This window comes from Neorhizobium sp. NPDC001467 (assembly GCF_050275975.1).
Taxonomy (GTDB): domain Bacteria; phylum Pseudomonadota; class Alphaproteobacteria; order Rhizobiales; family Rhizobiaceae; genus Neorhizobium.
Genome location: NZ_JBNNPS010000006.1, coordinates 100,934 through 127,177 on the forward strand (window position 1 = coordinate 100,934; position 26,244 = coordinate 127,177).

Annotated in this window: 28 protein-coding genes and 1 tRNA gene; 11 read left to right on the top strand and 18 right to left on the bottom strand. The window is 60.5% G+C overall.

The genetic code is table 11. The annotated features are described in order from the left end of the window. Position 1 precedes the first annotated feature (1 nt). Positions 2-1,081, bottom strand: a complete 1,080-nt coding sequence (locus ACQKKX_RS13920) for an alpha/beta hydrolase family protein (RefSeq protein ID WP_427571341.1) — start codon at positions 1,079-1,081, stop codon at positions 2-4. Between the two features lie 203 nt (positions 1,082-1,284). Here ACQKKX_RS13920 and ACQKKX_RS13925 point away from each other — a divergent pair, with 203 nt between their 5' ends. Beyond that, positions 1,285-2,508, top strand: coding sequence for an MFS transporter (locus ACQKKX_RS13925; RefSeq protein WP_427571343.1), 1,224 nt, complete (start codon positions 1,285-1,287; stop codon positions 2,506-2,508). Positions 2,509-2,514: 6 nt separating this feature from the next. Here the strand turns inward: ACQKKX_RS13925 and ACQKKX_RS13930 are convergent, their stop codons facing one another. Together ACQKKX_RS13930 and ACQKKX_RS13935 are read right to left on the bottom strand one after the other, a co-directional pair. Further along, positions 2,515-3,750 (bottom strand): MFS transporter, encoded by a 1,236-nt coding sequence (locus tag ACQKKX_RS13930; RefSeq protein WP_427571345.1) that lies wholly within the window; start codon positions 3,748-3,750, stop codon positions 2,515-2,517. Positions 3,751-3,779: 29 nt separating this feature from the next. Then, positions 3,780-4,412 carry a TetR/AcrR family transcriptional regulator gene (locus ACQKKX_RS13935; RefSeq protein WP_427571347.1) on the bottom strand — a complete coding sequence of 211 codons (633 nt, stop codon included), beginning with the start codon at positions 4,410-4,412 and terminating at the stop codon, positions 3,780-3,782. 544 nt (positions 4,413-4,956) lie between these two features. Here ACQKKX_RS13935 and ACQKKX_RS13940 point away from each other — a divergent pair. Beyond that, on the top strand, positions 4,957-5,538 hold the full coding sequence (locus tag ACQKKX_RS13940; RefSeq protein WP_427571348.1) for a J domain-containing protein: 582 nt from the start codon (positions 4,957-4,959) through the stop codon (positions 5,536-5,538). A gap of 85 nt (positions 5,539-5,623) precedes the next feature. On the opposite strand, the gene pheT is transcribed toward ACQKKX_RS13940, so the two are convergent. The 7 genes from pheT to infC form a co-directional block, all read right to left on the bottom strand. Next, a complete protein-coding gene (pheT, locus tag ACQKKX_RS13945) occupies positions 5,624-8,059 on the bottom strand; it encodes a phenylalanine--tRNA ligase subunit beta (RefSeq protein WP_427571350.1) in 2,436 nt (811 codons plus the stop codon). A gap of 38 nt (positions 8,060-8,097) precedes the next feature. Further along, complete coding sequence (locus ACQKKX_RS13950) at positions 8,098-8,373, bottom strand: DUF2442 domain-containing protein (protein WP_427571352.1); 276 nt, start codon at positions 8,371-8,373, stop codon at positions 8,098-8,100. Then, on the bottom strand, positions 8,354-8,590 hold the full coding sequence (locus ACQKKX_RS13955; protein ID WP_427571354.1) for a DUF4160 domain-containing protein: 237 nt from the start codon (positions 8,588-8,590) through the stop codon (positions 8,354-8,356). The genes ACQKKX_RS13950 and ACQKKX_RS13955 overlap by 20 nt, the downstream gene beginning before the upstream one ends. Before the next feature lie 2 nt (positions 8,591-8,592). Further along, a complete protein-coding gene (gene pheS / locus ACQKKX_RS13960) occupies positions 8,593-9,675 on the bottom strand; it encodes a phenylalanine--tRNA ligase subunit alpha (RefSeq protein WP_427571356.1) in 1,083 nt (360 codons plus the stop codon). A 129-nt stretch (positions 9,676-9,804) separates the two neighbouring features. Continuing rightward, the gene (rplT, locus tag ACQKKX_RS13965) at positions 9,805-10,209 is read right to left on the bottom strand and encodes a 50S ribosomal protein L20 (RefSeq protein ID WP_112729594.1); all 405 of its coding nucleotides are present in this window, start codon (positions 10,207-10,209) and stop codon (positions 9,805-9,807) included. Between the two features lie 41 nt (positions 10,210-10,250). Then, entirely contained in the window at positions 10,251-10,454 is a 204-nt protein-coding gene (gene rpmI / locus ACQKKX_RS13970) for a 50S ribosomal protein L35 (RefSeq protein WP_112729593.1), read from the bottom strand. Positions 10,455-10,664: 210 nt separating this feature from the next. Then, the gene (gene infC, locus ACQKKX_RS13975; protein WP_427571602.1) at positions 10,665-11,201 is read right to left on the bottom strand and encodes a translation initiation factor IF-3; all 537 of its coding nucleotides are present in this window, start codon (positions 11,199-11,201) and stop codon (positions 10,665-10,667) included. 209 nt (positions 11,202-11,410) lie between these two features. Between infC and ACQKKX_RS13980 the strand changes: the two genes are divergently transcribed. The 4 genes from ACQKKX_RS13980 to ACQKKX_RS13995 all read left to right on the top strand — a co-directional run bounded on the left by ACQKKX_RS13980 (position 11,411) and on the right by ACQKKX_RS13995 (position 15,136). After that, positions 11,411-12,259, top strand: coding sequence for an alpha/beta hydrolase (locus ACQKKX_RS13980; protein WP_427571358.1), 849 nt, complete (start codon positions 11,411-11,413; stop codon positions 12,257-12,259). Between the two features lie 120 nt (positions 12,260-12,379). Beyond that, the gene (locus ACQKKX_RS13985) at positions 12,380-12,994 is read left to right on the top strand and encodes a transglutaminase-like cysteine peptidase (RefSeq protein ID WP_427571359.1); all 615 of its coding nucleotides are present in this window, start codon (positions 12,380-12,382) and stop codon (positions 12,992-12,994) included. 274 nt (positions 12,995-13,268) lie between these two features. After that, positions 13,269-14,402 carry a TRAP transporter substrate-binding protein gene (locus ACQKKX_RS13990; protein ID WP_427571361.1) on the top strand — a complete coding sequence of 378 codons (1,134 nt, stop codon included), beginning with the start codon at positions 13,269-13,271 and terminating at the stop codon, positions 14,400-14,402. A 98-nt stretch (positions 14,403-14,500) separates the two neighbouring features. After that, a complete protein-coding gene (locus tag ACQKKX_RS13995) occupies positions 14,501-15,136 on the top strand; it encodes a hypothetical protein (RefSeq protein ID WP_427571363.1) in 636 nt (211 codons plus the stop codon). On the opposite strand, the gene ACQKKX_RS14000 is transcribed toward ACQKKX_RS13995, so the two are convergent. The 3 genes from ACQKKX_RS14000 to ACQKKX_RS14010 all read right to left on the bottom strand — a co-directional run bounded on the left by ACQKKX_RS14000 (position 15,133) and on the right by ACQKKX_RS14010 (position 17,444). Next, positions 15,133-15,357 carry a DUF3072 domain-containing protein gene (locus ACQKKX_RS14000; protein WP_427571364.1) on the bottom strand — a complete coding sequence of 75 codons (225 nt, stop codon included), beginning with the start codon at positions 15,355-15,357 and terminating at the stop codon, positions 15,133-15,135. The genes ACQKKX_RS13995 and ACQKKX_RS14000 overlap by 4 nt on opposite strands. Positions 15,358-15,420: 63 nt before the next feature. Continuing rightward, the gene (locus ACQKKX_RS14005) at positions 15,421-16,419 is read right to left on the bottom strand and encodes an aldo/keto reductase (protein WP_427571366.1); all 999 of its coding nucleotides are present in this window, start codon (positions 16,417-16,419) and stop codon (positions 15,421-15,423) included. 65 nt (positions 16,420-16,484) lie between these two features. Continuing rightward, positions 16,485-17,444, bottom strand: coding sequence for an aldo/keto reductase (locus ACQKKX_RS14010; RefSeq protein ID WP_427571367.1), 960 nt, complete (start codon positions 17,442-17,444; stop codon positions 16,485-16,487). A gap of 177 nt (positions 17,445-17,621) precedes the next feature. Here ACQKKX_RS14010 and ACQKKX_RS14015 point away from each other — a divergent pair, with 177 nt between their 5' ends. Continuing rightward, positions 17,622-18,608, top strand: coding sequence for a Gfo/Idh/MocA family protein (locus ACQKKX_RS14015; protein ID WP_427571368.1), 987 nt, complete (start codon positions 17,622-17,624; stop codon positions 18,606-18,608). Between the two features lie 8 nt (positions 18,609-18,616). Here the strand turns inward: ACQKKX_RS14015 and ACQKKX_RS14020 are convergent, their stop codons facing one another. Together ACQKKX_RS14020 and ACQKKX_RS14025 are read right to left on the bottom strand one after the other, a co-directional pair. Then, entirely contained in the window at positions 18,617-18,997 is a 381-nt protein-coding gene (locus ACQKKX_RS14020) for a GtrA family protein (protein ID WP_427571370.1), read from the bottom strand. Further along, entirely contained in the window at positions 18,994-20,031 is a 1,038-nt protein-coding gene (locus tag ACQKKX_RS14025) for a glycosyltransferase (protein ID WP_427571371.1), read from the bottom strand. The genes ACQKKX_RS14020 and ACQKKX_RS14025 overlap by 4 nt, the downstream gene beginning before the upstream one ends. Positions 20,032-20,159: 128 nt before the next feature. Between ACQKKX_RS14025 and ACQKKX_RS14030 the strand changes: the two genes are divergently transcribed. After that, on the top strand, positions 20,160-21,986 hold the full coding sequence (locus ACQKKX_RS14030; protein ID WP_427571373.1) for a hypothetical protein: 1,827 nt from the start codon (positions 20,160-20,162) through the stop codon (positions 21,984-21,986). A gap of 91 nt (positions 21,987-22,077) precedes the next feature. On the opposite strand, the gene ACQKKX_RS14035 is transcribed toward ACQKKX_RS14030, so the two are convergent. Then, positions 22,078-22,305 (bottom strand): hypothetical protein, encoded by a 228-nt coding sequence (locus ACQKKX_RS14035; RefSeq protein WP_427571374.1) that lies wholly within the window; start codon positions 22,303-22,305, stop codon positions 22,078-22,080. A 248-nt stretch (positions 22,306-22,553) separates the two neighbouring features. Between ACQKKX_RS14035 and xseA the strand changes: the two genes are divergently transcribed. The 3 genes from xseA to ACQKKX_RS14050 all read left to right on the top strand — a co-directional run bounded on the left by xseA (position 22,554) and on the right by ACQKKX_RS14050 (position 24,723). After that, a complete protein-coding gene (gene xseA, locus ACQKKX_RS14040; RefSeq protein ID WP_427571376.1) occupies positions 22,554-24,173 on the top strand; it encodes an exodeoxyribonuclease VII large subunit in 1,620 nt (539 codons plus the stop codon). Positions 24,174-24,196: 23 nt separating this feature from the next. After that, complete coding sequence (locus ACQKKX_RS14045; protein ID WP_427571378.1) at positions 24,197-24,547, top strand: SelT/SelW/SelH family protein; 351 nt, start codon at positions 24,197-24,199, stop codon at positions 24,545-24,547. Between the two features lie 89 nt (positions 24,548-24,636). Further along, positions 24,637-24,723, top strand: a tRNA-Leu gene (locus ACQKKX_RS14050). Positions 24,724-24,944: 221 nt separating this feature from the next. Here the strand turns inward: ACQKKX_RS14050 and ACQKKX_RS14055 are convergent. Next, on the bottom strand, positions 24,945-25,292 hold the full coding sequence (locus tag ACQKKX_RS14055) for a hypothetical protein (RefSeq protein WP_427571380.1): 348 nt from the start codon (positions 25,290-25,292) through the stop codon (positions 24,945-24,947). Positions 25,293-25,390: 98 nt separating this feature from the next. Further along, complete coding sequence (locus tag ACQKKX_RS14060) at positions 25,391-26,239, bottom strand: NlpC/P60 family protein (protein ID WP_427571382.1); 849 nt, start codon at positions 26,237-26,239, stop codon at positions 25,391-25,393. Between the last annotated feature and the right edge of the window lie 5 nt (positions 26,240-26,244).

Here is a 26,244-nt window from a genome sequence, read left to right on the forward strand (position 1 = left end):
CTCAGTTGCCCCGCTTCAGGTCATGTTCGAAAGCGGCGACAATGAGCCGGCTCAGTTCTTCATGGATTTTGCCGCGCGGACGCGCGGTTTCCTCGCAGATCGGATCGTCTTCCCCCAAAGATCTCAAGAATGCTGCAGCGCCTGGCTGGCAGACCGGCAGAAAACTGTAGTGATCGGAATTCTCCACACGATGGAACGTCGCGCGAGGCAAATCCTTTGACAATTGTTCCGCCTCGACCGCCAGCGGCACCTTGCCCTTGCTGCCCAGATTGATGACCGTGACCGGCACCTCTACCTTGGCAACGCTTTCAGGCTTCATCAGCGTGCCAAGCCCTGGATCGACCGCGACCACGGCGGTAATGCGGGGATCATGGTTGGATTGTTCGAAAAGCTTACGGTCGATCTCTCGCATGTCAAAAGGCTCGACCTTGACGAAGGCGCCGTCGGCATAACCGCGACCACCACGGAACCAGCTGCAATCCAGCGCGCCCGGCGGATGTTCGTCACAATAGCGGATGAAGCCATCGAGATCGGGGCGGGCACCGGCCAGTTCCAGCGCCGTGCTGCCACCAAGGGAAAATCCGAGAATACCGACACGGTTTTGATCGATGGAGGACTGCCAACGCTTATTGGTGGAAAGGGCCGTGATGAGGACCGACATGTCCTGCGCCCGCTCCCAGATTTTCGGCGTGGCAGCAGGGGTTGAATCGCCGCTGGTCGTGCCGGGATGGTTTGGCGCAGCGACGATGTAGCCGGCTTTGGCCAGTTCGACGCCGATCCAGGCCATGCCCTCGGCACGAGAACCGGAACCGTGGGACATCAGGATCAAAGGAAACCGCCCTTCTCTGACGGTTGCACCCGTATTGGCGGACGATGGCTGAAAAACCTTGTCGCTCCCGGGGGCAGCCGGCTGGCCATCACCGCTTGACGGATACCAGACCGTGACCGCCAGCGGCCGCGGATAATCCTGTGTCACCACGCTGATCTTCTGGACGCCGACCGGTTCAGCGGCGTGCAGGGCTGTGGCGGAAGAACCCAAAGAAAGGGCAAGAGAGGCAAGAAAAAATGCGATCGGCTTCATGGAAAACCTCATTCGGTTGGAGAACGAGGCAAGGATGATGCCCAAAGAAAGCGGCTTCGACCTCGAACATGATCGAGGTCCTCTCCGGCCAACTTTCATCTGGGAAACGTGTGAGTTCCGGGCTGCCCACCTCGCCGTCGCGCGTCCTTGTGAAAAGGGACAACGTGGAGTAGCGTGACGCTATGGTGCTGCGGGAGGTCTGCATGGCAACATCCTATCAATGGGTGATCGTGGCGGTCGGCGGCACCATGGGCTGTGTGGCGGCTGGCGCCATGTTCTCGCTCGCCGTGTTCCTCGAACCGATCGTCTCCACGACCGGTTGGTCACATGCCGGCGTCTCGCTGGCGATGACGCTTAACTTCATCGTGATGGGGATCGGCGGTTTCATGTGGGGCATGGCCAGCGACCGGTTCGGCGCACGCATCGTCACTCTGATCGGCAGCGTGCTTTTGGGTCTTGCGCTCGTTCTAGGATCCGCGGCAACCAGTCTTCCGGCCTTTCAGCTGGTCTATGGCGGTATGCTGGGATTGGCGACGAGCGCGTTTTTCGCACCGATGATCGCGCTCACCATGGCGTGGTTCGACAAACATCGCAGCATCGCCGTGTCGCTGGTATCCGCCGGCATCGGCATCGCCCCGATGACGATTTCGCCGCTCGCGCGCTTTCTCGTTACCTATTATGGTGACTGGCGCCCGGCCATGCTGGCGATCGGCATCGGCTGCTGGATCATCCTGCCGCCCCTTGCCTTGTTGATGCGACCGGCGCCGAAAGGCACGGCCGAGCAGACGGCGGCGACGGCGGATACGGCACAAGGCGGTGAGGACTGGTCGCTCGGTGCCATCATCCGATCACCGAAATTTCTGGTTCTGGGTTGCACCTATTTCGCCTGCTGCGCCGCCCATTCCGGGCCGATCTTTCACATGGTCAGCTATGCCATGACCTGCGGCATCGCGCCGATGGCGGCCGTCAGCATTTACAGCGTCGAAGGCGCGGCGGGGCTTGGCGGGCGTGTCCTGCTCGGGCTTCTCGGTGATCGATTCGGCGCCAAGCCGGTTTTGATCGGCGGGCTTCTGGTGCAGGCATTGGTGATTTCAGCCTATACGCAGGCGAGCTCGCTTCCCGGCTTTTACGCCTTGGCGATCATTTTTGGCGCGGCCTATGGCGGGGTCATGCCGCTCTATGCGGTTCTGGCGCATGACTATTTTCCGCCGCATCTGATGGGAACCGTGCTTGGCGGCATCACGCTTCTGTCTTCCGCCGGCATGGCGCTCGGACCGGTCGCCGGCGGCTGGGCTTTCGATCATTTTGCCGGTTACGAATGGATGTTCATCGGCTCTTCGCTGATGGGGCTGGCGGCCGTGGCGATTGCCTTGGCTTTTCCCAAGCCGAACGGAGCGCAGCCGCCGGGGGTTGCAGCGGCCGCGTGAACGGCATCAGGCGATTTTCGATCTTTCCGTGAGGAAATACAGGAAGGCTGCGGTCGGCAAGGCAATGCCGATCGCGGAGGCCACCGACCAACCGCCTGTCGCATAGGCCCATGCACCTATCGCGGAACCCATTGCGCCACCGACGAAAAACGAGGCCATGAACAGGCCGTTGAGACGGCTACGCAGGCTGGCATCTAGGCTATAGATCGCGCGCTGGCTGATGACCAGCGTCGTCGATACGCCGAAATCGATAAGGATTGCGGCAAGCGTGAGCAGGCCGAGTGCCAGTACGGATCCTTCCGGCGCGACATGTGTGATGAGATAGCCGACAACCAGCGCCGCGATCCCAAGCGCGGTGGCCGGGCGCCCAAGGTTGCGATCGGCGAGACGGCCCGCAATCGGCGATGCGATCGCTCCCGCCACCCCGGCCAATGCGAAGAGCGCGATACCGGCCTGGCTGATACCGAAGGCAGGTCCGGCCAGCAGAAGCGGCGTCACTGTCCAGAACAGGCTGAAACTGGCGAATTGGAAGAACTGGTAGGCCGCGCGGCGACGCAGAACCGGCTGGGTCAGGACCAGCGACCCCATGGACCCGAGCAGGGACAAGTAGCTCAGACGGGTTTGCGGGCGGCGTTTCGGCAGTTTTGCAGCAAGCACAAGGCCGAGAACCACCATAACCGCGGCGGAGAGATAAAACACGGTGTGCCACGAGGAAAACTCGGCAATGAAGCTGGAGACCGGCCTTGCAAGCATGATGCCGAGCATCAGTCCGCTGACGACATTGCCGACGACGCGACCGCGGCTTTCCTCGGGCGCAAGGCTTGCGGCAAAGGGTACGATCATTTGCACGGCAACGGAACCGAGGCCGATCATCAGCGAGGCGGCGAGGAAGGGAGCCGGCGTTGCGGACACGGCAGCCGCCAGCAGCGCCAATGTGACGATGGCCAGCATCGTGACGATCAGCCGACGGTTTTCAACGAGATCACCGAGCGGCACGATGAAAAGCAAGCCGAGACCATAGCCTATCTGGGTAAGCGTGACGATCAGGCCGGTTGCCTCCGTGGGCAGGCCAATGGAAGCGGCGATCGGCCCCGCCAGCGGCTGGGCATAATAGATGTTGGCACAGATGAGGCCGGCGGCAGCGGCCATCAGGAAGGTCATGGCCGTGGAAATGCCGGAGGTCTGCTGTTGTGCATCTGTCGCTGCAAATGCGGTGTCTTCTTCGGCAGCTTGGAGGGTCATGGGAACTCCGGGAGGTCATGAAAGTGGTGTTAATCGAGAATCTTGAGGGCAGTCTCAGCGGCGGCCATGGCGTGAGCGCAGTCCTGTCCGCTCTTTCCCACCACACGAAGACCCTGGAGGACGACGTAAAGGAGATGGGCTGTCACGGACGGATCGACATGCCCGCCGATGGAGCCATCCGCGTGGCCCTCGCGGACCAGGCGCTCGAGCAGGTCCTGAAAGCCGGCCTGCGACTGCGAGACGCGAGCGTCGGTTTCGGCATCGAAGAGAGCAAGTTCGACAGCGGCGCCGACGACAAGGCAACCGCGTCGACCCATTTGGCCATGGGCGTAGGCCGCCTGATATTCGAGCAGCAGGCGAATACGCTCGCGACCCGTTTTGCCCGGTGCAATCGCCTCGTCCCGCGCTGCGTTGCGCACCGTCTTGTAGCGATCGAAAGCGGCAAGAAAGATGGCCTTCTTGTCCGTAAAAGCCTTGTACAGGCTGCCGGCGGTGACCCCCAGGGCGGCGCTGAGATCGCCGATCGAAGTGCCGTGGTAGCCGCGCTCGGTGAAGACGACGATCGCCTTGTCGAGCGCTTCATCCATATCGAAGGCACGCGGACGTCCGGCCGGCCGTGTGGCCGCGCTTGGCAACGCGACAGTCGAAATTGACCCAGGCATGACGAACGCCCCTATTTGGAAATGATCGTTCCCAAATAGGCCGGATGGCGACTGGCGTCAACCCAGAAACTGGCGAAAGGAACATATGTCGCGGTATCCAGCGTGCGAACACCGGGTGGGGTTACGAGCGGCGGCTGTTATCTCGCCAGCACCTTTGCGTTCAGGGCGGCAACGGCCAACAGTCTGGACGAACGGCGGTGGCGGTTACAAGCGATCCGGAATCGGAACCCCGGCTGCGGAACAGCTAATTCGGATGTATATCGAGAGAAATACACGTCAGCAGGTTGTATCTGCATACAATTTATTCAGTACTTTTACCTTTGAAACGGTGGGAAGTGCTTGTTTCACGGACGAGGCGGAAGCCCCGCGCGGGCACGGGGCTTTTTTTTAACGTTCTTTGGCTACCACAGCCGTGGTTTGTGCGCATTGCGCCACAGAATCGCCCAGCCTGCCTGCTTGACGGATAGGCGAGCGGTTTCGCCGGGGGGCAACCCACAGATTAATATTAGGACTTTGAGACGTCGCGACCAAGAGATGTGAACTGATGATCGACCCTTACGACATTCTTGGCGTGACGCGTGACGCCGATGGCGCTGCGATCAAGGGCGCCTATCGCAAGCAGGCCAAAACCTCACATCCTGATGCGGGCGGCGATGTCGAGACCTTCAGCAAGCTGACCAATTCCTATGAACTGCTGATCGATCCGATCAGGCGCAAGGTCTACGACGACACCGGTTACGATCCTGCTCTGGCCGACAGCAAGGATCTCGAAAGCGTTCTGGTTCTCGAAACGCTGATGAATGAACTTATTCTCGACGAGCGCGAACCCGGCAGTTTCGACCCCGTGGCCGCCATGCGTCGCAAGCTGACCGACCAGATCGTCAGCGCTCGCTTTCACATTCTCGAAATGGAGCGACATCGCGGCCGCATCCGCAACCATCTCGACCGCATCGGCAAACGCCCGGAAGCCGACATTCTCGGCCGCATGTTCCGCGCCCGCACCGATACGATCGGCGAAGCCATCACCAAGTCCGAGGCGCAGATCGAAGCGATCGAGCGCGCCTATGCGATGCTGGAAGGCTATTCCTATGAGATGGTGGAAATCGTCCAGAACGCTGCGGAATAACGGTATCATCGGCCGCCCTTCACGAAGAAAGCCCGCCGTTTCATCAACGGCGGGCTTTCTTCATTCAATCATCGGCGATCAGTGATCAGGCGCGCAGAATGCCGCCCGTGGTCTTTTCGACATTGGCGACGATCTTTTTCGTCAGCGCGTCAAAATCCTCGTCGGTCAGGGTCTTGTCGACCGGCTGGATCAGCACTTCAATCGCCACCGACTTCTTGTCCTCGCCAAGCGATGCGCCGGCAAAGACGTCAAAGACGTTGACGCCGGTGATCAGCTTGCGATCGGCGGTCTGGGCCGCCTTGATGATCGCACCGGCTTCGATCTCAGAACCGACCACGAAGGCGAAGTCGCGCTTGACCATCTGGAAGGGTGACAGATCGAGGCCCGGCTTGGTGCGGGTGGCCTTCTTCTTCGGCTCTGCCATGGCATCGAGATAAATCTCGAAACCGCAGAGCGCGCCCGAGACGTCGAGCGCGTCGAGCGTCTTCGGGTGGAATTCGCCGAACGTGCCGAGAATGATTTTCGGGCCTATCTTGATCGTGCCGCAACGGCCCGGATGGTACCATGCGGGACCACCCTGCTCGATCTGCACATTGCCCATCGGCAGGCCACAGGCTTCGATCACGGCCAGCGCATCGGCCTTGGCGTCATAAACGTCGACCGGCTTGCCGCCGCCCTTGGCGGTGTTCGACCACATGCGGCCGGTACCGTTGATGGAAGCGGTGCCACGACGGATGCCGCCAGCGACACGACGCTGGCCTTCCGGCGTATCGGTCTCGTAAGTGCCCGAGACTTCAAAGATCGCCACATCGCCAAAACCCTTGTCGGCATTGCGCTGGGCAGCCGTGAGCAGGCCCGGCAGTAGCGACGGGCGCATGTCGGACATGTCGGCCGCAATCGGGTTGGCGAGCTTCAGCGACGGCGAACCGCCGCCGAACAGCTTTGCCTGATCTTCCGGGATGAAGGACCAGGTGACGGCTTCCAGCATGCCGCGCGAGGCAAGCGCGCGTTTGGCCGTGCGGGTGCGGATCTGCAATGTCGTCAGGATACGGCTGTTGACGGCGGAGAGCTTTTCCAGCGGCTCCGGCTTGATCTGGTCGACGCCGTGGATACGCATCACCTCTTCAACGAGATCGGCCTTGCCATCAACGTCCGGGCGCCAGGAGGGCACCTTGACGGACACGCGCTCGCCGGAACCTTCGACCGTGAAACCGAGGCGGGTGAGGATGTCGCGGCTCTCATCAATGGAAATGTCGAGACCGGTCAGACGCTTGACTTCGGAGTAAGGGAAATCGACTGTCTTGGCCTCGTATCCCTTGTAACCGACGATCTTTTCCTTGGCCGGCGTACCGCCACAAAGCTCCAGCACCAGCTGTGTGGTGCGGTCCAGGCCGGGAACCATGTATTCCGGATCGACACCGCGTTCGAAACGATAACGGGCGTCGGTGATGATGCCGAGCGTGCGGCCAGACTTGGCGATGTTGATCGGATCCCACAGAGCCGATTCGATCAGCACGTCCACGGTGTTTTCATCACAGCCGGAATGTTCGCCACCCATGATGCCGCCGATGGATTCGACGCCATTGTCATCGGAAATGACAACGTTGTTCGGACCGAGCTTGTATTCGCGGGTATCGAGCGCGAGCACCGTTTCGCCTTCCTCGGCGCGACGGACAACGAGATCGCCCTTGACCTTGGCAGCGTCGAAGACGTGCATCGGGCGGCCCTGGTCGAAAGTCATGTAATTGGTGATATCGACCAGCGCATTGATCGGCCGAAGACCGATCGCCTTGAGACGCGTCTGCATCCAGGCCGGGCTGGGGCCATTCTTCACGCCGCGCACGAGACGTAGGCCGAAACCGGGGCAAAGCTTTTCGTCATCGAGATCGATCGAGAGGCCAACCGAAGTCTCGCCTTCGAGCTTCAACGCGGGTGCCGCCGGCACCTTCAGCGTGCCGAGGCCGGAAGCGGCCAAATCGCGGGCGATGCCAAAGATCGATGTGCAGTCCGGACGGTTAGGTGTCAGGTTGATCTCGATCATCGGATCGTCGAGACCGGCATAGGTCGCGAAAGACGTCCCGATCGGTGCGTCTTCGGGAAGGTCGATGATGCCGTTATGATCTTCCGACATGTTCAGCTCTTTTTCCGAGCACATCATGCCGTGGCTTTCGACACCGCGGATTTTGCCGACCGACAGAGTGACATCGATACCAGGAACATAATCGCCCGGCCGCGCCAAGGCGCCAACCAGACCGGCGCGGGCATTCGGCGCACCGCAGACGATTTGCAGCGGCTTGCCGCCGTTGACATCAGGCCCGGCATCGACCGACAGAACCTTGAGGCGGTCGGCCTCCGGATGTTTTTCCGCCGACAGAACTTTTGCGATGACAAAAGGCTTGTAGGCAGCCTTGTCATCGACATTCTCGACCTCGAGACCGATCGCTGTCAGGCGTTCGCAGATCTGTTCCAGCGTGGCGTCGGTCTCAAGATGATCCTTGAGCCAGGAAAGCGTGAATTTCATTGTCTTTTGTCTCGTCTCAAAAATCATCAATCGGTTGGTCAGGCTGCTTTTTCCGGAGCTTTGGCACCGGGTGCCTTTAAGCCCAAAAACATGCTCTTGACCGAAATGCCTTCATCAATGGCGGTCCACCAAATCCCCTCATACATCAGCTCGATGTCGTTCAACTGGGTATCATCGAGCGCGGACAGAAAGGGATACCACCAAAGAGGGGTTGATATGGCTCGGCCATCGGCGAGGGCGACATGGACCTCACCCTCCGCGCACCAGGCCCGGACCGGTTGCATTTCATCGGTTTCAAAGATCAAAGAACTCATTCCAAGTGCCTATCCATTGATCGCGATGTTCCGTCGCCACTTGCAGCAACCTGGCGACTTCCTGCTCACTATACCCCTTGTTCTGCGCGACTTCCAAATTCTTCAACCAGAGCTTCAGGGACTTTGCATCCTTGACGATATGGACATGTGGCGGCTCGCCGACGTCCAAGGCGTAGAACCGGAATTTGTAGCCGTGCCAGATGAGCAGCGTCGGCATCGTTACTGGCTCAAACCGCCGAACAGCGTCGGCATGTCGAGCGGGCGAAAACCGTAATGGTTCATCCAGCGCACGTCGGCGTTGAAGAAGTCGCGCAGGTCCGGCATGCCGTATTTCAGCATGGCGATACGGTCGAGACCCATGCCCCAGGCAAAGCCCTGATATTCGTCCGGATCGAGACCGCCGGAACGCAGCACGTTCGGATGCACCATGCCGCATCCCAGAATTTCCATCCAGTCGGTGCCTTCACCGAACTTCACGATCGGGCCGGAACGGTCGCACTGGATGTCCACTTCGAAGGACGGTTCGGTGAACGGGAAGAAGGAGGGGCGGAAACGCATGACGACGCTGTCGACCTCGAAGAAGGTCTTGCAGAATTCTTCTAAAACCCAGCGCAGATTGCCGACATGCGCCTTCTTGTCGATAACGAGGCCTTCGACCTGATGGAACATCGGCGAGTGCGTGGCGTCGCTGTCCTGACGATAGGTTTTGCCCGGAATGACGATGCGGATCGGCGGCTCCTGCGCTTCCATCGTGCGCACCTGAACGGGCGACGTATGGGTGCGCAGAACCTTGCGCTCACCCTTTTCGTCCGGCTGGAAGAAGAAGGTGTCGTGCATTTCGCGGGCCGGGTGGCCTTCTGGAAAATTCAGGGCGGTGAAATTGTAATAGTCGGTTTCGACATCCGGGCCTTCGGCAATGGAAAAACCCATATCGGCGAAGATGGCGGTGATTTCGTCGGTGATCTGGCTGATCGGATGGATACGGCCACGTTCGGCCGGCGACGAGCGCACTGGCAGCGATACGTCCAGCGTTTCAGCCTTCAGGCGCGCATCGATCGCTGCATCCTTCAGAACCGTCTTGCGCGTCGTGATGGCGTCGGTGATTTCGGTCTTCAGCGCGTTGATGGCAGCACCACGGCTTTGACGCTCTTCCGGCGTCATCGAACCCAGCGTCTTGAGGAGTTCGGAGACCGACCCCTTCTTGCCGAGCGCCGAAACGCGGACAGCTTCGATCGCCGCTTCGTCGGAAGCTGCGGCGATTTCGGCCAGAAGCGTGATTTTGAGGTTTTCCAGATCGGACATGGTTTCTTCCGTTTATGCTCGCAGAGACAAGCTATTACGACGAGATGACGGGCAAAAGAAAAACCCGCGCTAGCCCTACCAGCGCGGGTTTCCCAAAATCAATAAAGCAATAAGCTTGGGAAGCGCTGGTTACTTAACCGCGCTTTCAAACTCGTTCTTCGTGCCGGCGTCCTTGAGGTAGGACAGAGCCTTCTTGGAGGCTTCAACCAGCGCGCCGAATGCTTCCGGCTCGTGGATTGCCATGTCGGACAGAACCTTGCGGTCGACTTCGATGCCAGCCTTGTTGAGGCCATCGATGAAGCGGCCGTAGGTCAGGCCGGATTCGCGGACAGCAGCGTTGATACGCTGGATCCACAGAGCGCGGAAATTACGCTTCTTGACCTTGCGGTCGCGGGTCGCGAACTGACGCGAACGATCAACAGCAGCCTTTGCGGCGCGGATCGTGTTCTTGCGGCGGCCGTAGAAGCCCTTGGCTGCCTTGAGGGTCTTGGTGTGCTTGGCGCGGGAAGTTACGCCACGTTTTACGCGTGCCATGTCATGATCTCCTTAAAACTGTTCCAGGTCGTCGATTAGTCTTAGAGACCGTTCGGCAGGTAGTTCTTGATGACCTTCTTGCCGTCAGCTTCAGCAAGAACCATCGTGCCGCGTGCATCGCGGATGAACTTGTTGGAACGCTTGATCATGCCGTGGCGCTTGCCGGCGGCAGCTGCGAGGACCTTGCCGGTCGCCGTAACCTTGAACCGCTTCTTGGCAGCGGATTTCGTCTTCATCTTGGGCATTTTGCTACTCCAGTTTTGTATCGAACCAGCAGACGAGGCTGATCCAAGCATTAGCAACGGCCACGGCATGCCCTGCCGGACCGTTCGGACGGGCGCTTATAATCATAGTCCGATCGAAAGCGCAATGGGAAAAAGTGCCGAAAAGCCCGCATTCGCAGGCCTGCGGCGCGCCACATGCGGCCGGTATCGGCAATAGGCAGTGGCGGCGCCTTAACGCGGCGCCAGCACCATCATCATCTGGCGGCCTTCGAGCTTGGGCTCGGCTTCCACCTTGGCGATCTCCGCCGTATCGTCCTTGACCTGAAGCAGCAGCTTCATGCCGAGTTCCTGGTGCGCCATTTCGCGACCGCGGAAACGCAGCGTCACACGAACCTTGTCGCCGTCTTCGAAGAAACGCAGGATTGCCTTCATCTTCACCTCATAGTCATGGGTGTCGATGTTCGGGCGCATCTTGATTTCTTTGATCTCGACGATCTTCTGCTTCTTGCGCGCTTCGGCCGCCTTCTTCTGGTTGGCGTATTTCAGCTTGCCGAGATCGAGGATCTTGCATACCGGCGGATCGTTGTTGGGCGAGATCTCTACGAGGTCGAGCCCGGCTTCCTCGGCCATCTTGAGGGCCTGGTCGGTGGGTATGTTACCGAGATTCTGGCCTTCGGCATCGATAAGCTGGACCCTGGGAACGCGGATTTCCCGGTTGGAGCGCGGGCCCTCTTTGACTGGGGCATCGGCTTTGAAAGGTCTGCGAATGGTCGTGTTCTCCTGAATTTTTTCAAGTTTGCGGCGGCGATATGGAGCCTCGCATCTGTGATTGCGGGCCAATGTCGTCATCGACGCGGCGAAGTCAATAGCATATTGCGCGGGAAAGATCACCTGCCGTCGGCACGTCAGCTATATGTTTTGTGACGGCGCGACTATAAGCGGCACCGACAAGATAGGAACGAGGAAGGAAGCCGACAATGGACGGGACCAGGGAACAGGCAGCCGAACAGCTTCGGGACACATCGACCTCGGACGGGCTCGGACGATTGACGGTCGGCAAGGGCAGCGAGGCCCGCGAGATTGCCTATATCCATCGTCCTTCGGCGCTCGGCACCGGCCCGACCTTCGTCTGGCTTGGCGGATACCGATCCGATATGAACGGCACCAAGGCGCTGCAAATGGATCGGCTTGCCGCCGAACATGGTGCAGCCGCGCTGCGTTTCGACTATTCCGGTCATGGCCAGTCGGGCGGCAATTTCAGCGACGGCACGATTTCCCGCTGGCTGGAGGAATCGATTGCCGTCGTCGATCACCTCGCCCCGGCGCGCATCATCCTTGTCGGCTCCTCAATGGGCGGCTGGATTGCGCTGCGCATGCTGCAGGAACTGAGGACACGCGGCAGAGGACCGGAGGTCGCGGGTCTCGCGCTGATTGCCCCGGCGCCGGATTTCACCTGCGAGCTGATCGAGCCGGCCTTGACCGACTTGGAACGCCGGTCGCTGGCCGAACGCGGCTATTTCGAGGAAATATCGCAATACAGCGCCGAGCCGAATATCTTCACCCGCGCCCTGCTGGAGGATGGAACACGCAACCGCGTGCTTACCGGCATTATCGAGACTGGTTGCCCGGTTCATATTCTGCAGGGCATGAGGGATGAGGACGTGCCTTACCAGCATGCCTTGAAGCTGGTCGAATTCTTGCCGGCGGACGATGTGGTGCTGACCCTCATCCGTGATGGCGATCACCGGCTGTCGCGCCCGCGGGACCTTGAGAAACTGCAATCGGTCCTCGTGGCCTTGAGGGATCACGACCATAAAATAAGCTGATACTGAAATGCACCAATCTTAACCATAAGCGCCGATAGTTACATGTTTACGGATTGGTAATAATTGACTCTGTGCCCGTCGCAATCTTAACCTTTCGTTAAGAATGTGAAGGACGGGCATATGACGCTTGCAGTGAAAATACGGCTCCTCGCCTTGATCATCGGGGTTTCGCTTGCATCGGCAACCTCTGCAGTTCCGGCTCCAAGAGCGCTGGTCAGCATGGTCACCGGCTCCATCACCTCACAGCCGATCGGTCACTACGAATTCTGCCAGCGGCATGCAGACGAATGCGGTATTCGCTCGCGCACCGCTCCGGCTCCCAAGGTTACGGATTACGGCTGGAACGCCATCCACGACGTAAATTCTTCCGTCAACGATCGCATTACAGCACGCACCGACATGCAGGTTTACGGGCGCGAGGAATACTGGGAATATCCGGTCGATGCGGGCGACTGCGAAGACTATGCGCTGGAAAAGCGCAAGGAATTGGCCGAGCGTGGTTTTGCCCTTTCCGACCTCCTGATCACCGTCGTGCGCAAGTCCGACGGCGAAGGCCATGCCGTCTTGACCGTGCGCACCTCACAGGGCGACTTCATCCTTGACAACCTGAACTCGGATGTGAAATTGTGGTCCGATACCGACTATACTTTCCTCAAGCGCCAGGCATCTTTCGATACGGGCCGCTGGGTGACGATCGAGGATGGCCGCGACGTCGTGGTCGGCGCCTTGCGCTGACATGTCGGTAGACCATATGACGACGGCCCGCCCGGATATCCGCGGCGGGTCTTTTTTTGCGAAGTACGTTCACTTTCGTTGCCTAACCAATCCATTTCCGTTCAGTTCGTCACGTCGGGAGCAGACCCGGGGCAGCAAATGATCGCGATCGGTTACCGCGGCGCAATTTTTGGAAACAAAATCTGTCCCGGCGAGCAAGTTAAGGAACGTGCAGCTTGCATCTCGCACAACAAACCGTTATGGCGCGAACAGCATCTGGAGGATATGCGAACCCATGACTAACTCGACCGAAAACCAAATTCTCAATCGTCGCGGGTTTTTCCGCAAGGCCGGTAGCGCAGGTGCCGGCATGGCCGCAGCCGCGACTTTGGCTGCCCCTGCCCTTGCGCAGGAAAGCCCGCAAGTAACCTGGCGGCTGGCCTCCTCCTTCCCGAAGAGTCTGGACATCATTTACGGCGCCGCGACCGAGATTGCGACAAGTGTCAACGAGGCCTCAGACGGCAAGTTCAAGATCGAGAGCTATGCTGCGGGGGAAATCGTGCCCGCCCTGCAGGCTGCGGATGCCGTGGCCGCCGGCACGGTAGAGATGGCGCATACCTGCTCCTATTATTATGTCGGCAAGGACCCGACATTTGCGCTTGGCACCGCCATTCCCTTCGGCCTCAATGCACGCCTGACCAATTCCTGGTTCACGGTCGGCGGCGGCAACGACCTTCTGAATGAGTTCCTGTCCGGCCATGGGCTCTACGCCCTGCCGGCCGGCAATACCGGTGCCCAGATGGGCGGCTGGTTCCGCAAGGAGATCAAGACGATCGACGATCTCAAGGGCCTCAAGATGCGCATTGCCGGGCTGACCGGCCAGGTGATGAGCAAGCTTGGCGTCACCCCGCAGCAGATTGCCGGCGGCGATGTCTACGCGGCCCTCGAAAAGGGCACGATCGATGCCACCGAATTCGTCGGTCCCTATGACGACCAGAAACTTGGCTTCGTGAAGGTCGCCAAATATTATTATTATCCGGCATGGTGGGAAGGCGGCCCGACGGTCCATGCGTTCTTCAACCTCGCCAAGTTCAACGGCCTGCCAAAAGCCTACCAGCGCATGCTGAAGGATGCCTGCGCAAACGCCAACATGAACATGCTGGCAAAGTACGATGCACATAATGCCAAGGCTCTGAAGCAGCTCGTCGCCGAAGGCGCTGTGCTCAAACCGTTCAGTCAGGATATTCTTGATGCCAGCTACAAGGCGGCTCAGGATACCTATGCGGAAATCTCGGCAAAAAACCCGGCTTTCAAGAAAATCTTCGACAGCCAGCAGGCATTTAAACGCGACGGTTATCTCTGGGCCCAGATCGCCGAATATAGCTACGATACGTTCATGATGATCCAGCAGCGCAACGGCAAACTCTGAGATTTCGCCCGCATGTCTCATGGCCCGGCGGTCGCTTGGACGCGCCGGGCCTCTCCATTGGGCGATCGGCTGAGGCGGCCGGTTTTGTAGGAGACGTCATGCGCAAGCCGAATTCGATGAAGGGGCTGGAGGATCTCGGACGGACGCGCCTGTCGGAAAACTTCCTTTTACGAGATTTTCTGCATTCCGAGATCGCTGAATTTTATCGCCTCCCGAACATTCCCGAGGACCCAGATCTCGCCGTCGAGGCCGGAAAACACCTGTGCAAGGAATTGCTGGAACCACTGCAGGCCACGTTCGGGCGGCTGCATATCCGCTCGGGTTACCGCTCTCCGCAAGTCAACGAATTCGGCAACCGCAACAACCTTAACTGCTCGACCAATGCTGCAACCGCTGCCGACCATATCTGGGACCGGCGCGATGCCGAGGGCTTTATGGGTGCCACGGCTTGTATTGTCGTCCCGTGGCTGATCGACACGCATGACAGTGAAGGTGACTGGCAGAAAATGGCGTGGTGGATCCACGACCACCTGCCCTATGCCTCGCTGTGCTTCTTCCCCAAACTTTGGGCTTTCAACATTCAGTGGCACGAACGTCCGGCGCGGCGGATCATGAGCTATGTAGCACCGCGCGGCGTGCTGACCAAAGGCGGAATGGCCAACCACGAGGGTGACCATTCCAGCTGGTATGGCGGCTTTCCGCAGCTCAGCTCGTCCCATACGGAACGGCTTTAGAGCTTCAGCTTGCTCCGGAGGGCGTCAATCCGCTGCGATGCCTCCGCCTTGGTCAGTTCCTCGGCGAAAGCGTCAGGTTCGTGAGCCTGCTCGCTCAACGTCTTGAGATAGGATTTCTGCGCTCCGGTCATCGGTTCGTCGCCCGTCACCCAGTCTGCCGGATCTTTTTCCGTGTTGGACTGCGGATCGGGATCGGCCTTGGGGTTGTGTTGGTCGGTCATGTGGGTCCTCGTTCTGATCTTTGTTCTCAAAACGTTCTCACGGCGACGAGGTTCCCGGATGGCTCAGCGTTTCGGTGTCCAGGCCATGGCCTGTGCCGCATAACGGGTGCCAGCAATCTTTTCCGGCGCCAGCATGTCGTCGAGTTTCTTCACCTCGTCAGCGCTCAGCACCACATCGGCGGCCGCCACGTTCTGCTCCAGATTGGGAATTTTGCGTGCGCCCGGGATCGGCACGATGAAATCACCCTTGGAGAGAACCCAGGCGAGCGCCAGTTGCGCGGCGGTGACGCCCTTCTCTTCGGCCATCTGCTCCACCAGCCGCACCAGGGTCAGGTTGGCCTCCATGTTCTCGGCCTCGAAACGAGGCAGACCGCGCCGCATGTCGCCTTCGGCCATATCGGCGGTGCTCTTGATCTTGCCGGTCAGGAAGCCGCGTCCGAGTGGGCTGAAGGGCACGAAGCCGATGCCGAGTTCGCGGCAGGTGTCGAGGATGTCGCCTTCGGGATCACGCGTCCAGAGCGAATATTCGCTTTGAAGCGCCGAAATCGGATGCACGGCATGGGCACGCCGGACGATGTCGCTGCCTGCTTCGGATAGACCAAGCGCGCGCACCTTGCCCTGCTTCACCAGATCCGCCATCGCCCCGACCGTCTCCTCGATCGGCACGTCGGGATCGACACGGTGCTGGTAGAACAGGTCGATGACCTCGACACCGAGGCGTTTCAGCGAGGCTTCGGCAACCTCGCGAACATGTTCGGGACGGCTGTCGAGGCCCGACATCGCACCGGCATCGCGTTTGTCGCGGTCGATCCTGAAGCCGAATTTCGTGGCGATGACGACCTTGTCCCGATAGGGCTTCAGCGCCCTGCCGACCAGTTCCTCGTTGACGAACGGGCCATAGACTTCCGCCGTATCAAAGAAATTGACGCCGAGCTCGACCGCGCGGTGCAGCGTCTTGATCGACGTTGCCTCGTCCTGACCGCCATAAGCATGGCTCATGCCCATGCAGCCGAGGCCGATCGCCGATACCGTCAGGTCTTTTCCAAGTTTCCGCATGCGCATGATGTTTCTCCGAACCTGAGGAAAAGGGGGCGGGCCGAACGACCCGTCCCGTGCCACCGGGGCGATCAGGCGCTGGCGTCGTCGAGCTGCTTCATCTGATCGCTCGACAGTTTCAGATTGCCGGCAGCGATCATCGCATCCAACTGCCGTTTGCTGGTGGCGCTGGCGATAGGTGCGGTCACGCCCGGACGCTGCGCAATCCAAGCCAGAGCGACGGATGCCGGCTGCGAATGCGTTTCGGCGGCCACCTCGTCGAGCGCGGAAAGAATGCGCGTCCCGCGTTCGTCGAAATACTTTGCGACCTTGCCGCCACGATTTTGATTGGCCTCCGCGTCGGCTTTGCTCTTGTATTTGCCGGTCAGGAAGCCGGCGGCGAGGCTGAAATAAGTGATGACGCCGATATCCTTCGCCTTGCAAAGATCGGCAAGCGCACCATCGAAACCAGCGCGATCGTAAAGATTATATTCAGGCTCCAGCACGTCGTAACGCGGCAGGCCGGCCTTGTCGGCGGCGTCGAGCGACGCCTGCAATTGTGCGACGTCGAAATTCGAGCAGCCAATGGAGCGGATCTTGCCCTGTTCCTTGAGCGTCGCGAAAGCCGACAGCGTTTCCTCATGCGGCGTCTTGGGGTCCGGCCAGTGAGAGAGATAAAGATCAATATAGTCCGTCTGCAGACGACGCAGCGATTGTTCGACCGCTTCGACCACCCGTGCCTTGGAAAGACCGCCCTCCATGGCCGAGCCCTGCGGGGTCGAGCCGACCTTGGTGACAATGATCGCCGTATCGCGCGACCGGCCGGATCGCTTCAACCACTTGCCGATGATGGTTTCGGATTCGCCGCCTGCATTGCCGGGTGCCCAGCCGGAATAGCAGTCCGCGGTGTCGATCGTGTTGAACCCGGCATCGAAAAACGTGTCGAGCAGGTCGAACGAGCTATTTTCGTCCGCCGTCCAGCCGAACACGTTGCCGCCGAAAACGACGGGCGAAATGGAAAGGCCGGTGCGGCCAAGCTGGCGGTTATCCATGAGAGTCTCCAATATCGATGACGTGAAACAAGGTCCGACGAATGCCGATCATGTCAAACTAGGACGACGGGCCTGCCAGTCAAACGATCCGTCGTCGTCAATATTCCCAGACGGCCTCGGGTTGCGCAAGGACAAGCGCTCTGGTTAGTTTCGCGCGTCAAGCCAGAGGAGCCATGCATGCTGCGTTTCGGTATTCTATCCACCGCCAAGATCGGCCGCGATGCCGTCGTTCCAGCCATTCAAGATGCCGAAAACTGCGTGGTGACCGCCGTTGCCAGCCGCGACCTTTCGCGTGCCCGCCAGATGGCGGACCGCTTCTCCGTGCCGCACGCCTTCGGCTCCTACGAGGACATGCTTTCCTCCGACACCATAGATGCGGTCTACATACCCTTGCCGACCAGCCAGCATGTGGAATGGTCGATCAAGGCCGCGCAGGCGGGAAAACATGTCCTGTGCGAAAAGCCGATCGCATTGAAGGCGCAAGAGATCGAGCAGCTGATCGCAGCCCGCGATGCCGGTCAGGTGCTGATCTGCGAAGCCTTGATGATCGCCTATGCGCCGGTCTGGCACAAGGTTCGCGCGCTGCTGTCGGAAGGCGCGATCGGCACGCTGAAACACGTGCAGGGCGCCTTCACCTACTTCAATCGCGACGCCGCGAACATGCGCAACATCCCTGAACTGGGTGGCGGCGGATTGCCGGATATCGGCGTCTACCCGGCCATGGCAACCCGGATGGTGACCGGCATGGAGCCGGTCCGGGTGCAGGCGAGGACAGACCGCGACCCCGAATTCGGCACCGACATCTATTCCAGCGTGAAGGCCGATTTCGGGTCGTTCGAGATGAGCTTCTACGTCGCGACCCAGATGGCCAATCGCCAGGTCATGGTGTTTCACGGCACGGAAGGTTTCATCGAGGTCCGGTCCCCCTTCAACGCCGATCGCTGGGGCGCGGAGGAGATCGAGCTCACCAACCAGAAGCACACGGTTTCGCAGATTTTCCGTTATCAGGACAGCCGGCAGTATCGCCGCCAGGCTGAAAGCTTCGCGCGCGCAGCGCTTGGCCAAGAGGCAGAAGTGGTGACGCTTGAAAACTCCCTCGGCAACCAGCGCTTCATCGATGCCATTTACCGCGCAAGCGACAGGGACGGCTGGGAAGCGGTCTGAACCGCCGCCTAATGACGACGGTGGAAGACGAAGCGGGCGTAGCCGAAATAGCTGTACAAGGTCGCACCCGCCGAGGCGAGAACAAGCGCGAAGATCGGCCGCAACATCGGGAAACTGATGAGCAACGCCGAATAGATGGCGTAGTTCAGGAGTGCCGAGGTAATGCCGACCGAGCCATACAGCACGCCTTCGCGAAGGACGTGACGGCCGGACTTGCCGAACGTGAAATTGCGATTGCAGAACCAGGTGCACGAGAGCGCCAGCGCAATGGCGACCGCGCGCGCGGAAAACGGCCCGAACAGGCCCGTCGCCAACAGCCCGAGCGTGGCGCCGGCATCGACCATAAAGCCGATGCCGCCCACCACCATGAAACGCAGAAACCGTTTCATGCCGCCGAAGCGCCCGAACGGCCGCGCCGTTTCGGTTGTGTGTTCGCCGGTACCTCCGGCGCTTTCCCGGACGACTGCGCCTCCCGGTAAAAGCGCGGCGGGCGCGCATGCAGACCCATATAATGGATGCGCAGTTGCTCCGCGCGGCCGCGCGAGACGGAATCAAGGATCAGGCCCGCGGTAAAGACCAGTAGCGACACCATCAGCAGCGACATCGACAGCATCCAGGTCGGCATGCGGGTGACGAGGCCGGTCTCGAAATATTCGGCCAGAACGGGTGCCATGAAGGCCAGGCTGACGGTAAAGATCGCAGCACTGATGATCCCGAAAAATGCGAAAGGCCGCGTTTCCTTCATCAGCATGGCGAACATCCACAGGATCTTCGCGCCATCACGATAGGTCGATAGTTTTGAATGCGAGCCTTCGGGCCGGCGGCCGTAATCCAGTTCCAACTCGGTCACGGGGAGTTTCAGGCGCGAGGCATGAACCGACATTTCCGTCTCGATTTCAAAACCGCCGGAAACGGCCGGGAAACTCTTGACGAAGCGCCGCGAAAAGGCGCGGTAACCAGAAAAGATGTCGGTGAAATCGCGACCGAACATGGAGCGATAGAGAATGTTGAACAGGCGGTTGCCGGTGGCGTGGCCCTGGCGCCCCGCATCGTCGTGGACGCCGCGGCGCGTGCCCACCACCATGTCGGCCCGTTCGCTCAGCATGGTGCGGATCAGTTCCTCGGCATCGGCTGCGGCATAGGTGCCGTCGCCATCGGCCATGATGTAGATATCCGCCTCGATATCGGCAAACATGCGCCGCACGACATAGCCCTTGCCCTGGCGACGTTCGCGCATGACGTGGGCGCCCGCGAGCATGGCCTGCAGCGCCGTGCCATCGGTCGAATTGTTGTCGTAGACATAGATCCTTGCATTCGGCAGCGTCTCGCGAAAACCGCGGACGACCGATGCGATCGTGGTTGCCTCATTGTAGCACGGCAGGAGAACAGCGATCTCAAGGTCGCTGCTTTTTGTTTCGTCCATGATTTGCACTCGATACACGGTAAATCATCGGAAAAACGCTCCGACGGCGAGGATTTTACTATTTCTTGAGAAGGTTAAATCTAGGTTTCGCCAGACGAAAAACATGCGGGACGACAATGGCAACTTCGATGGCGAACAGCAACGGCAGTGACCTCATAGGCCAGCCGGGGCAACCAGGGCTTTTGCGTCCCCTTGTGTTCTACTGCCTTGCTGTCGTTATCGCCATCGTTGTCACGATCATGCCGAATGCCGTCGACTATGTCGGGCAGGACAATGACGACATTATGCGGCTGGTGGTTATCCGCGACTGGCTGGCCGGTCAGGGCTGGTTCGACACGCACCAGTACCGTCTCGGTCTCGACGGCGGCACCCTGATGCACTGGTCGCGCTTCATCGACCTGCCGATCGGCGCGATGATCCGTCTCCTTTCGCTGTTTCTGGAGGACCGGCAGGCAGAAGCCGGGGCGCTTGCGCTCTGGCCGCTTGCCTTGGCGGTGTTGTTTCTGACCGCTGTCGGTATCGCTGCGCGCCGTATCGGCGACAGCGCGACGGTTCACATCGCGCTTGGGCTCGCCTCCCTCTACGCCTATACGTCCGTTCGCTTTCAACCAGGTTCGATCGATCATCACAACGTGCAGCTCGTGCTGGTCATGACGATCGCCGCCATGCTGGTCGATCCGCGCTATCGGGCGACGAGCTATGCGGTGGCTGGCATCGCCACTGCGCTTGCGATCGCGATCGGTGCGGAGACGGTTCCGATCACGGCCGTCGTCTGCTTCTGCGTGACCGTGCAATGGGTCTGGCACGGGCACCGCTTTCGCCATGCCGCGCGCGCCTTCGGCCTGTCGCTTGCCTTGGGTGTGACAGCGGCTTTCCTTGCCACCGTGCCGCCCCAGCTTTATTCGACCGTCACCTGCGACAGCCTCTCACTTGGTTTCCAGGCACCCACGGCGATCGGCGGCGCGGGCCTGTTTCTATGCACCCTGCTGCCGGCGGGCGCCGGCCGCTGGCAACGGATTGGCGCCATGCTGGCGCTTGGCATCGTCGTTCTAGGCGCTACCACACTGATTGCCCCCCAATGTTTGGGAAGCCCGCTTGCCGATCTCGATCCGATGCTGGTCGAACTGTGGCTCAACAACGTCACCGAAGCGCAGTCGATCTTCGCCACCATCCATAACGAACCCTACATGGTCGGTGCGTTTTATGCAGTGGGGCTTTTCGCGCTTGCCGTTTGCGGCTTCGAGATCATGCGCGGCGAACGCATGGAATTCCACCTTATTCTGCTCGCGCTGATCGGCACGGCCTGGGGCATTGCCCTGATCCAGCTGCGGTCCTCCTTCTTTGCCAATGCGCTCAGCATCCTGCCGCTGGCGGTGGTGATTACGGGATTGCGCCGCCATTCCGGCAAGGAGCCCGAAAATATCAATGCCGGCCTGGCCTATATAGTCGGCGTTCTGGCATCGGTACCGGTAATCTGGGGGTTCGTGGGGATCGTGGCGCAGGAAGGCCTGCGCAATTCCTTCAATCTGACCGCCATCTCGAAATCCGGAACGCCGAGCGCCGAGATCGGCGAATGCGGCAGCCCGGGCCAATGGCAAGCACTGGCGGCCCTGCCGGCAGGGCTCGTCACCTCGCCTTCGAACAGCGGCGCGGAAATCCTTCGTTTCACGCATCACCGGGCCGTTTCGGCCCCCTATCACCGCAATCAGGGCGGCATGCTGACCGATCTGCATATCGGCCTCGCGACCCCCGTGGAAGCGGAGGCATTCTTCCGGGGCGCCGGCATTTCCCTCCTCGCCTTTTGCAAAAGCGATCCACAGACCATCAATCTGATGAGGATGAAGCCGGATGGCCTTTATACGGCCCTCGCCAAGGGGCAGGTACCGCCCTATCTCGAGCGGCTGCCTGCACCGACGGAAGGCGGCTTCGAATTCTTCCGGTTCAACGGCCGCTGACAAGAACGCAAAAAGCCCGCGGCCCAAAAATGGTCGCGGCGTTCGACAGGATCAAAGCGCACGACGACGCGCGCGTAAAACGGCCTGACGATCAGGCCGCGACAGTTTTGCGGGAAAAGACCACCATACCGACGACCATCCCGAAAATGCCGAGATTGTAGCCGACAAGCCCAATCGCGAGATCGAGGAGGGACACCGGTCCCATCAGTGCGGCAGCGCCAAACGCTGCCATGACCAGAACGGCGACAAGTGCCATGGCGAAGGCCGATCGCAGCATCGCGGCAGTCAGGCCCAGAGTGACAGCGGTCAGGAACAGCACCCGATAATCTCCTGCAAGGTTCTTCTTATGCAACCAAGGTAAGGCGTAGTTGCTAAGAAAGATTACCGAGCATGCCTCTCATTTCCTGGAGGTTGGAACTAGGTTTAATCATTGCTGAACGGCGCCATTCAGTTTCGAACCATTGCTGCCACGTCTTTCCGAAGCGCTAATGCGTATGCGCCCTCAGCGAAGCTCAAATCCCGTCCGCACAGATTTGATTTGCGCCGAAAACCTTCTAATTTCGCCGCATGAACACGTTTTCAGCTTCCGATTCGCCCTCCAATCTTACCGAATTCTCGGTTTCCGAACTCTCCGGCTCGATCAAGCGGACGGTAGAGACCGCTTTCGACCATGTTCGCGTCCGTGGTGAGATTTCCGGTTATCGCGGGCCGCATTCTTCCGGTCATGCGTATTTTTCACTGAAGGATGACCGCGCGCGTATCGATGCAGTGATCTGGAAAGGATCCTTCTCGCGGATAAAGTTCCGGCCCGAGGAAGGTATGGAAGTGATCGCCACGGGCAAGATCACCACGTTTCCGGGATCGTCCAAATATCAGATCGTCATCGAGGCGATGGAGCCGGCCGGGGCTGGAGCACTAATGGCGCTTCTGGAGGAGCGCAAACGCAGGCTGGGCGCCGAAGGCCTGTTCGACCCGGCCCGCAAGCGCCCGCTGCCCTTCCTGCCGCAGGTGATCGGGGTGGTCACCTCGCCGACCGGTGCCGTCATCCGCGACATTCTCCACCGCATATCGGATCGCTTTCCGGTGCATGTGATCGTCTGGCCGGTCAAGGTGCAGGGCGAAGGATCGGGCCAGGAAGTCGCCAATGCCATTCGCGGCTTCAATGCGATTGAGGAAAACGGCGCCGGCGGCTTGAGCCGCAGGCCGGATGTGCTGATCGTGGCGCGCGGCGGCGGCAGTCTGGAAGATCTGTGGAGCTTTAACGACGAAGCTGTGGTGCGCGCGGCGGCCGAAAGCCGGATCCCGCTGATTTCCGCCGTCGGCCACGAGACCGACTGGACGCTGATCGACTATGCCGCCGATATCCGCGCGCCGACACCGACCGGCGCTGCCGAGATGGCGGTGCCGGTGAAAGCCGACCTTCAGGCGCAACTTGCAGGACTGGATGCGCGTCTTCGCGGCAGTGCTTCCCGGCAGATGGACAACCGCCGCCAGTCGCTGCGCGCGCTGATGCGTGCCCTTCCCTCCCTCGACCAGCTTCTGGCGCTGCCACGAAGGCGTTTCGATGAGGCCGCCGCGGGTCTCGGTCGCGGGCTCGAGCGCACCGCGATTGCCAAGCGCCGCAGCTTCGAGCGGGCCGGCCTTGGGCTGCGTCTCGATATCCTCACCAACCGGATCGCCACGCATCGCCGTCAGCTGGCCGAAAACGTGCTGCGCAGCGACAACATGCTGGAACGCCGTCTGTTGATGGAACACAACCGTATTCAGCGGGCTTCGGCTTCTCTTACGGCCCTGCCTGCGCGACTGAACGGCCAGCTACACCGCGAGGGCCAGCGGGTGGCGACGCTTTCACAACGGGCGAGTTCGGCCGTCACCCATGCCATGGCGCGGCGGCATTCGGCCATTGCCGCCCAGAACCGCGTGCTTCAGTCGCTGTCCTACAAGAACGTACTCAAGCGCGGTTACGCGGTCATCCGCGGCGAGGACGACGCGCCCCTGACGCGCGCTGCAGGCATTTCCGCGGGTCAGGCGATTTCGGTGGAATTTGCCGACGGCCGCATTGGCGCGGTCGCCGGCGAGGCCGGTCCTGCAGATATTGCCTCGCCGACCCCGCGAAAGCGGGCCTCCCAGAAATCTGCGGCAACGGAGGCGCCGCCGACGCCGCCCAAACAGGGAAGCCTGTTCTGACCGCCAGCACACAAGGATCCGCCATGACCGACGAGACCGCCGCTGCCGCGCCGCGACCGCGCATCACCATTCTATATTGCACCCAGTGCAACTGGCTGCTGCGGGCCGGATGGATGGCGCAGGAGCTCTTGCAGACATTCGGCCAGGAAATCGGCGAAGTGGCGCTTCTTCCTGGCACCGGCGGCCATTTCGAGATCCGCTGCAATGACGATCTTATCTGGGAGCGCAAACGCGATGGTGGCTTTCCAGGACCGAAGGAATTGAAACAGCGGCTGCGCGATATCATCTGGCCGGACCGTGATCTGGGCCATACCGACCGCGCCGGAACGAGCGAAGGCAGTGCTGAACAAGGTGATGCGCCAGGGCCCGTTTGATGCGTCGCACAATTTTTTCGACGACTGACACAGAAACTTCAAAAACCCTGTTGACTTAACCCGCCCGCCCCCGTACATCGCTCTCCGTCGCCCAGATGGCGGAATTGGTAGACGCGCCAGCTTCAGGTGCTGGTACCCGAAAGGGTGTGGAGGTTCGAGTCCTCTTCTGGGCACCATTCCCATTTAAGAACAGAGAGTTATCGGCCGCCTGGCCGGTACGCGGATGGCTTCGCAAGGAGCCTCGATCGTCATCTCCGCTCGCCTTTTCACTTCATCGCCTTGGACAAAGCAGAACGGGCATCCCCCCTGGTGGATCGTCGCGTGTCGGCGCGCAAAAGGGCATCGGCGCCGCCTTGGACTGGGGCACGGCCCGACGCCTTTGATTAGTGCAGACTGCTCAGTTCTGCGGCAGGAAATGCGGATTGAGGCCCGGCACCCAAGGGCGGTTGGGCGGCAGGTCCGTCCCCGTATAGGTCACGCCATTGCTTTCGCAACGATAGACCTGGGTCGGGAAATCCCGCCCGAAACCATCCTGGCGCCAGCCGCGGTAATTGCGGACATAACCGACCCCGGATTCGCATCGCGTCGTACCGTCCTCGCCCGCCTGGTCGGTAGTGACACGGCTTTTCTCCGGAACGACACCGGGCAGATCCTTGAAGACGGGGGCATGGTCCTGCGCAGACGCGACCGCGGGCCCAAGAACTAGCAGCATTGCAAACGGCAATTTCCACGCACGCATCGACATCATCACGCTCCCTGCATGCCCCACAGATAAGGGTCGATCGCGCCGGACGCCAGAGCGGCAGTGCCACGTTCGCGTGATTGTCTTACCCCGACAACGCTTCAAAGGATCCGGCGATAGCCGTTGGGCTGTTCGTAAAGCCAGCCGATCCGCTTGACGGCGGCGGCGAAATTCTCCCGTGCCACCGTCATGGTGTGACCATTGGCATGCAGCAGGGTTTCGCTGTCTTCCATGATGCCGACATGACCCTTCCAGAAGACCAGGTCGCCGCGGCGGAGATCGGCGGGGGCGATCTCGGTGCCGCATGTTGCCTGCATGTCGGTATCGCGCGGAAATGCGCGGCCCGTCATCATCAGCGCCAGCTGGATGAGACCGGAACAATCAATGCCGAAGCCGGAGCGGCCACCCCAGAGGTAGGGCGTTTCGACAAACCGCCCGGCAACCGCGACATAGTCTTCCAGACTTTCTGAAATCGGGCGGCAGTGGCTGGAGATGACCGCCGTGCCATCCGCCAGAACATGATAATGATTGCCGCGGGTTTCGGCCTCGCCGACGATCTTCACGCGGCTTCCCATCGAAAGCATGGCCACGTAGGGTTTGCGCAGTTCCGGTTCGGGGTAAAGGAAGGTACGGGGAACGACGATGCGATGGGTCGGCTTGTCCAAGGGCCCGATCTGCGCTTCAAGCAGATAACCGACATACCCGTCCCCGCTCGCCTGGACCCAGGCCCAGCCGCCGGCGCGATCGAACACGCGCAAGGGTTCGCCGAACAGGAGCTCGGTATCGATGCCACGGGCCAGATCGGGGGCGGGTCGCAGCGCGGCCACGGGAACGGTCACCTGTGCCGGTTCACCGCGGGCGAAGCGGTCGGCCTCTACCCTGTCCTGCAGGGCCTCGTCTGCGAGATCAGGCCGGAAAGCGTGAAGGCGACGGTCGAGATTGGTGGTCATGCTGC

What these genes read in the sequence shown, in the direction of transcription:
- ACQKKX_RS13920 (WP_427571341.1), bottom strand. Translation starts at nt 1,081, where the DNA reads ATGAAGCCGATCGCATTTTTTCTTGCCTCTCTTGCCCTTTCTTTGGGT.
- ACQKKX_RS13925 (WP_427571343.1), top strand. Translation starts at nt 1,285, where the DNA reads ATGGCAACATCCTATCAATGGGTGATCGTGGCGGTCGGCGGCACCATG.
- ACQKKX_RS13930 (WP_427571345.1), bottom strand. Translation starts at nt 3,750, where the DNA reads ATGACCCTCCAAGCTGCCGAAGAAGACACCGCATTTGCAGCGACAGAT.
- ACQKKX_RS13935 (WP_427571347.1), bottom strand. Translation starts at nt 4,412, where the DNA reads ATGCCTGGGTCAATTTCGACTGTCGCGTTGCCAAGCGCGGCCACACGG.
- ACQKKX_RS13940 (WP_427571348.1), top strand. Translation starts at nt 4,957, where the DNA reads ATGATCGACCCTTACGACATTCTTGGCGTGACGCGTGACGCCGATGGC.
- pheT (WP_427571350.1), bottom strand. Translation starts at nt 8,059, where the DNA reads ATGAAATTCACGCTTTCCTGGCTCAAGGATCATCTTGAGACCGACGCC.
- ACQKKX_RS13950 (WP_427571352.1), bottom strand. Translation starts at nt 8,373, where the DNA reads ATGAGTTCTTTGATCTTTGAAACCGATGAAATGCAACCGGTCCGGGCC.
- ACQKKX_RS13955 (WP_427571354.1), bottom strand. Translation starts at nt 8,590, where the DNA reads ATGCCGACGCTGCTCATCTGGCACGGCTACAAATTCCGGTTCTACGCC.
- pheS (WP_427571356.1), bottom strand. Translation starts at nt 9,675, where the DNA reads ATGTCCGATCTGGAAAACCTCAAAATCACGCTTCTGGCCGAAATCGCC.
- rplT (WP_112729594.1), bottom strand. Translation starts at nt 10,209, where the DNA reads ATGGCACGCGTAAAACGTGGCGTAACTTCCCGCGCCAAGCACACCAAG.
- rpmI (WP_112729593.1), bottom strand. Translation starts at nt 10,454, where the DNA reads ATGCCCAAGATGAAGACGAAATCCGCTGCCAAGAAGCGGTTCAAGGTT.
- ACQKKX_RS13980 (WP_427571358.1), top strand. Translation starts at nt 11,411, where the DNA reads ATGGACGGGACCAGGGAACAGGCAGCCGAACAGCTTCGGGACACATCG.
- ACQKKX_RS13985 (WP_427571359.1), top strand. Translation starts at nt 12,380, where the DNA reads ATGACGCTTGCAGTGAAAATACGGCTCCTCGCCTTGATCATCGGGGTT.
- ACQKKX_RS13990 (WP_427571361.1), top strand. Translation starts at nt 13,269, where the DNA reads ATGACTAACTCGACCGAAAACCAAATTCTCAATCGTCGCGGGTTTTTC.
- ACQKKX_RS13995 (WP_427571363.1), top strand. Translation starts at nt 14,501, where the DNA reads ATGCGCAAGCCGAATTCGATGAAGGGGCTGGAGGATCTCGGACGGACG.
- ACQKKX_RS14000 (WP_427571364.1), bottom strand. Translation starts at nt 15,357, where the DNA reads ATGACCGACCAACACAACCCCAAGGCCGATCCCGATCCGCAGTCCAAC.
- ACQKKX_RS14005 (WP_427571366.1), bottom strand. Translation starts at nt 16,419, where the DNA reads ATGCGCATGCGGAAACTTGGAAAAGACCTGACGGTATCGGCGATCGGC.
- ACQKKX_RS14010 (WP_427571367.1), bottom strand. Translation starts at nt 17,444, where the DNA reads ATGGATAACCGCCAGCTTGGCCGCACCGGCCTTTCCATTTCGCCCGTC.
- ACQKKX_RS14015 (WP_427571368.1), top strand. Translation starts at nt 17,622, where the DNA reads ATGCTGCGTTTCGGTATTCTATCCACCGCCAAGATCGGCCGCGATGCC.
- ACQKKX_RS14020 (WP_427571370.1), bottom strand. Translation starts at nt 18,997, where the DNA reads ATGAAACGGTTTCTGCGTTTCATGGTGGTGGGCGGCATCGGCTTTATG.
- ACQKKX_RS14025 (WP_427571371.1), bottom strand. Translation starts at nt 20,031, where the DNA reads ATGGACGAAACAAAAAGCAGCGACCTTGAGATCGCTGTTCTCCTGCCG.
- ACQKKX_RS14030 (WP_427571373.1), top strand. Translation starts at nt 20,160, where the DNA reads ATGGCGAACAGCAACGGCAGTGACCTCATAGGCCAGCCGGGGCAACCA.
- xseA (WP_427571376.1), top strand. Translation starts at nt 22,554, where the DNA reads ATGAACACGTTTTCAGCTTCCGATTCGCCCTCCAATCTTACCGAATTC.
- ACQKKX_RS14045 (WP_427571378.1), top strand. Translation starts at nt 24,197, where the DNA reads ATGACCGACGAGACCGCCGCTGCCGCGCCGCGACCGCGCATCACCATT.
- ACQKKX_RS14055 (WP_427571380.1), bottom strand. Translation starts at nt 25,292, where the DNA reads ATGTCGATGCGTGCGTGGAAATTGCCGTTTGCAATGCTGCTAGTTCTT.
- ACQKKX_RS14060 (WP_427571382.1), bottom strand. Translation starts at nt 26,239, where the DNA reads ATGACCACCAATCTCGACCGTCGCCTTCACGCTTTCCGGCCTGATCTC.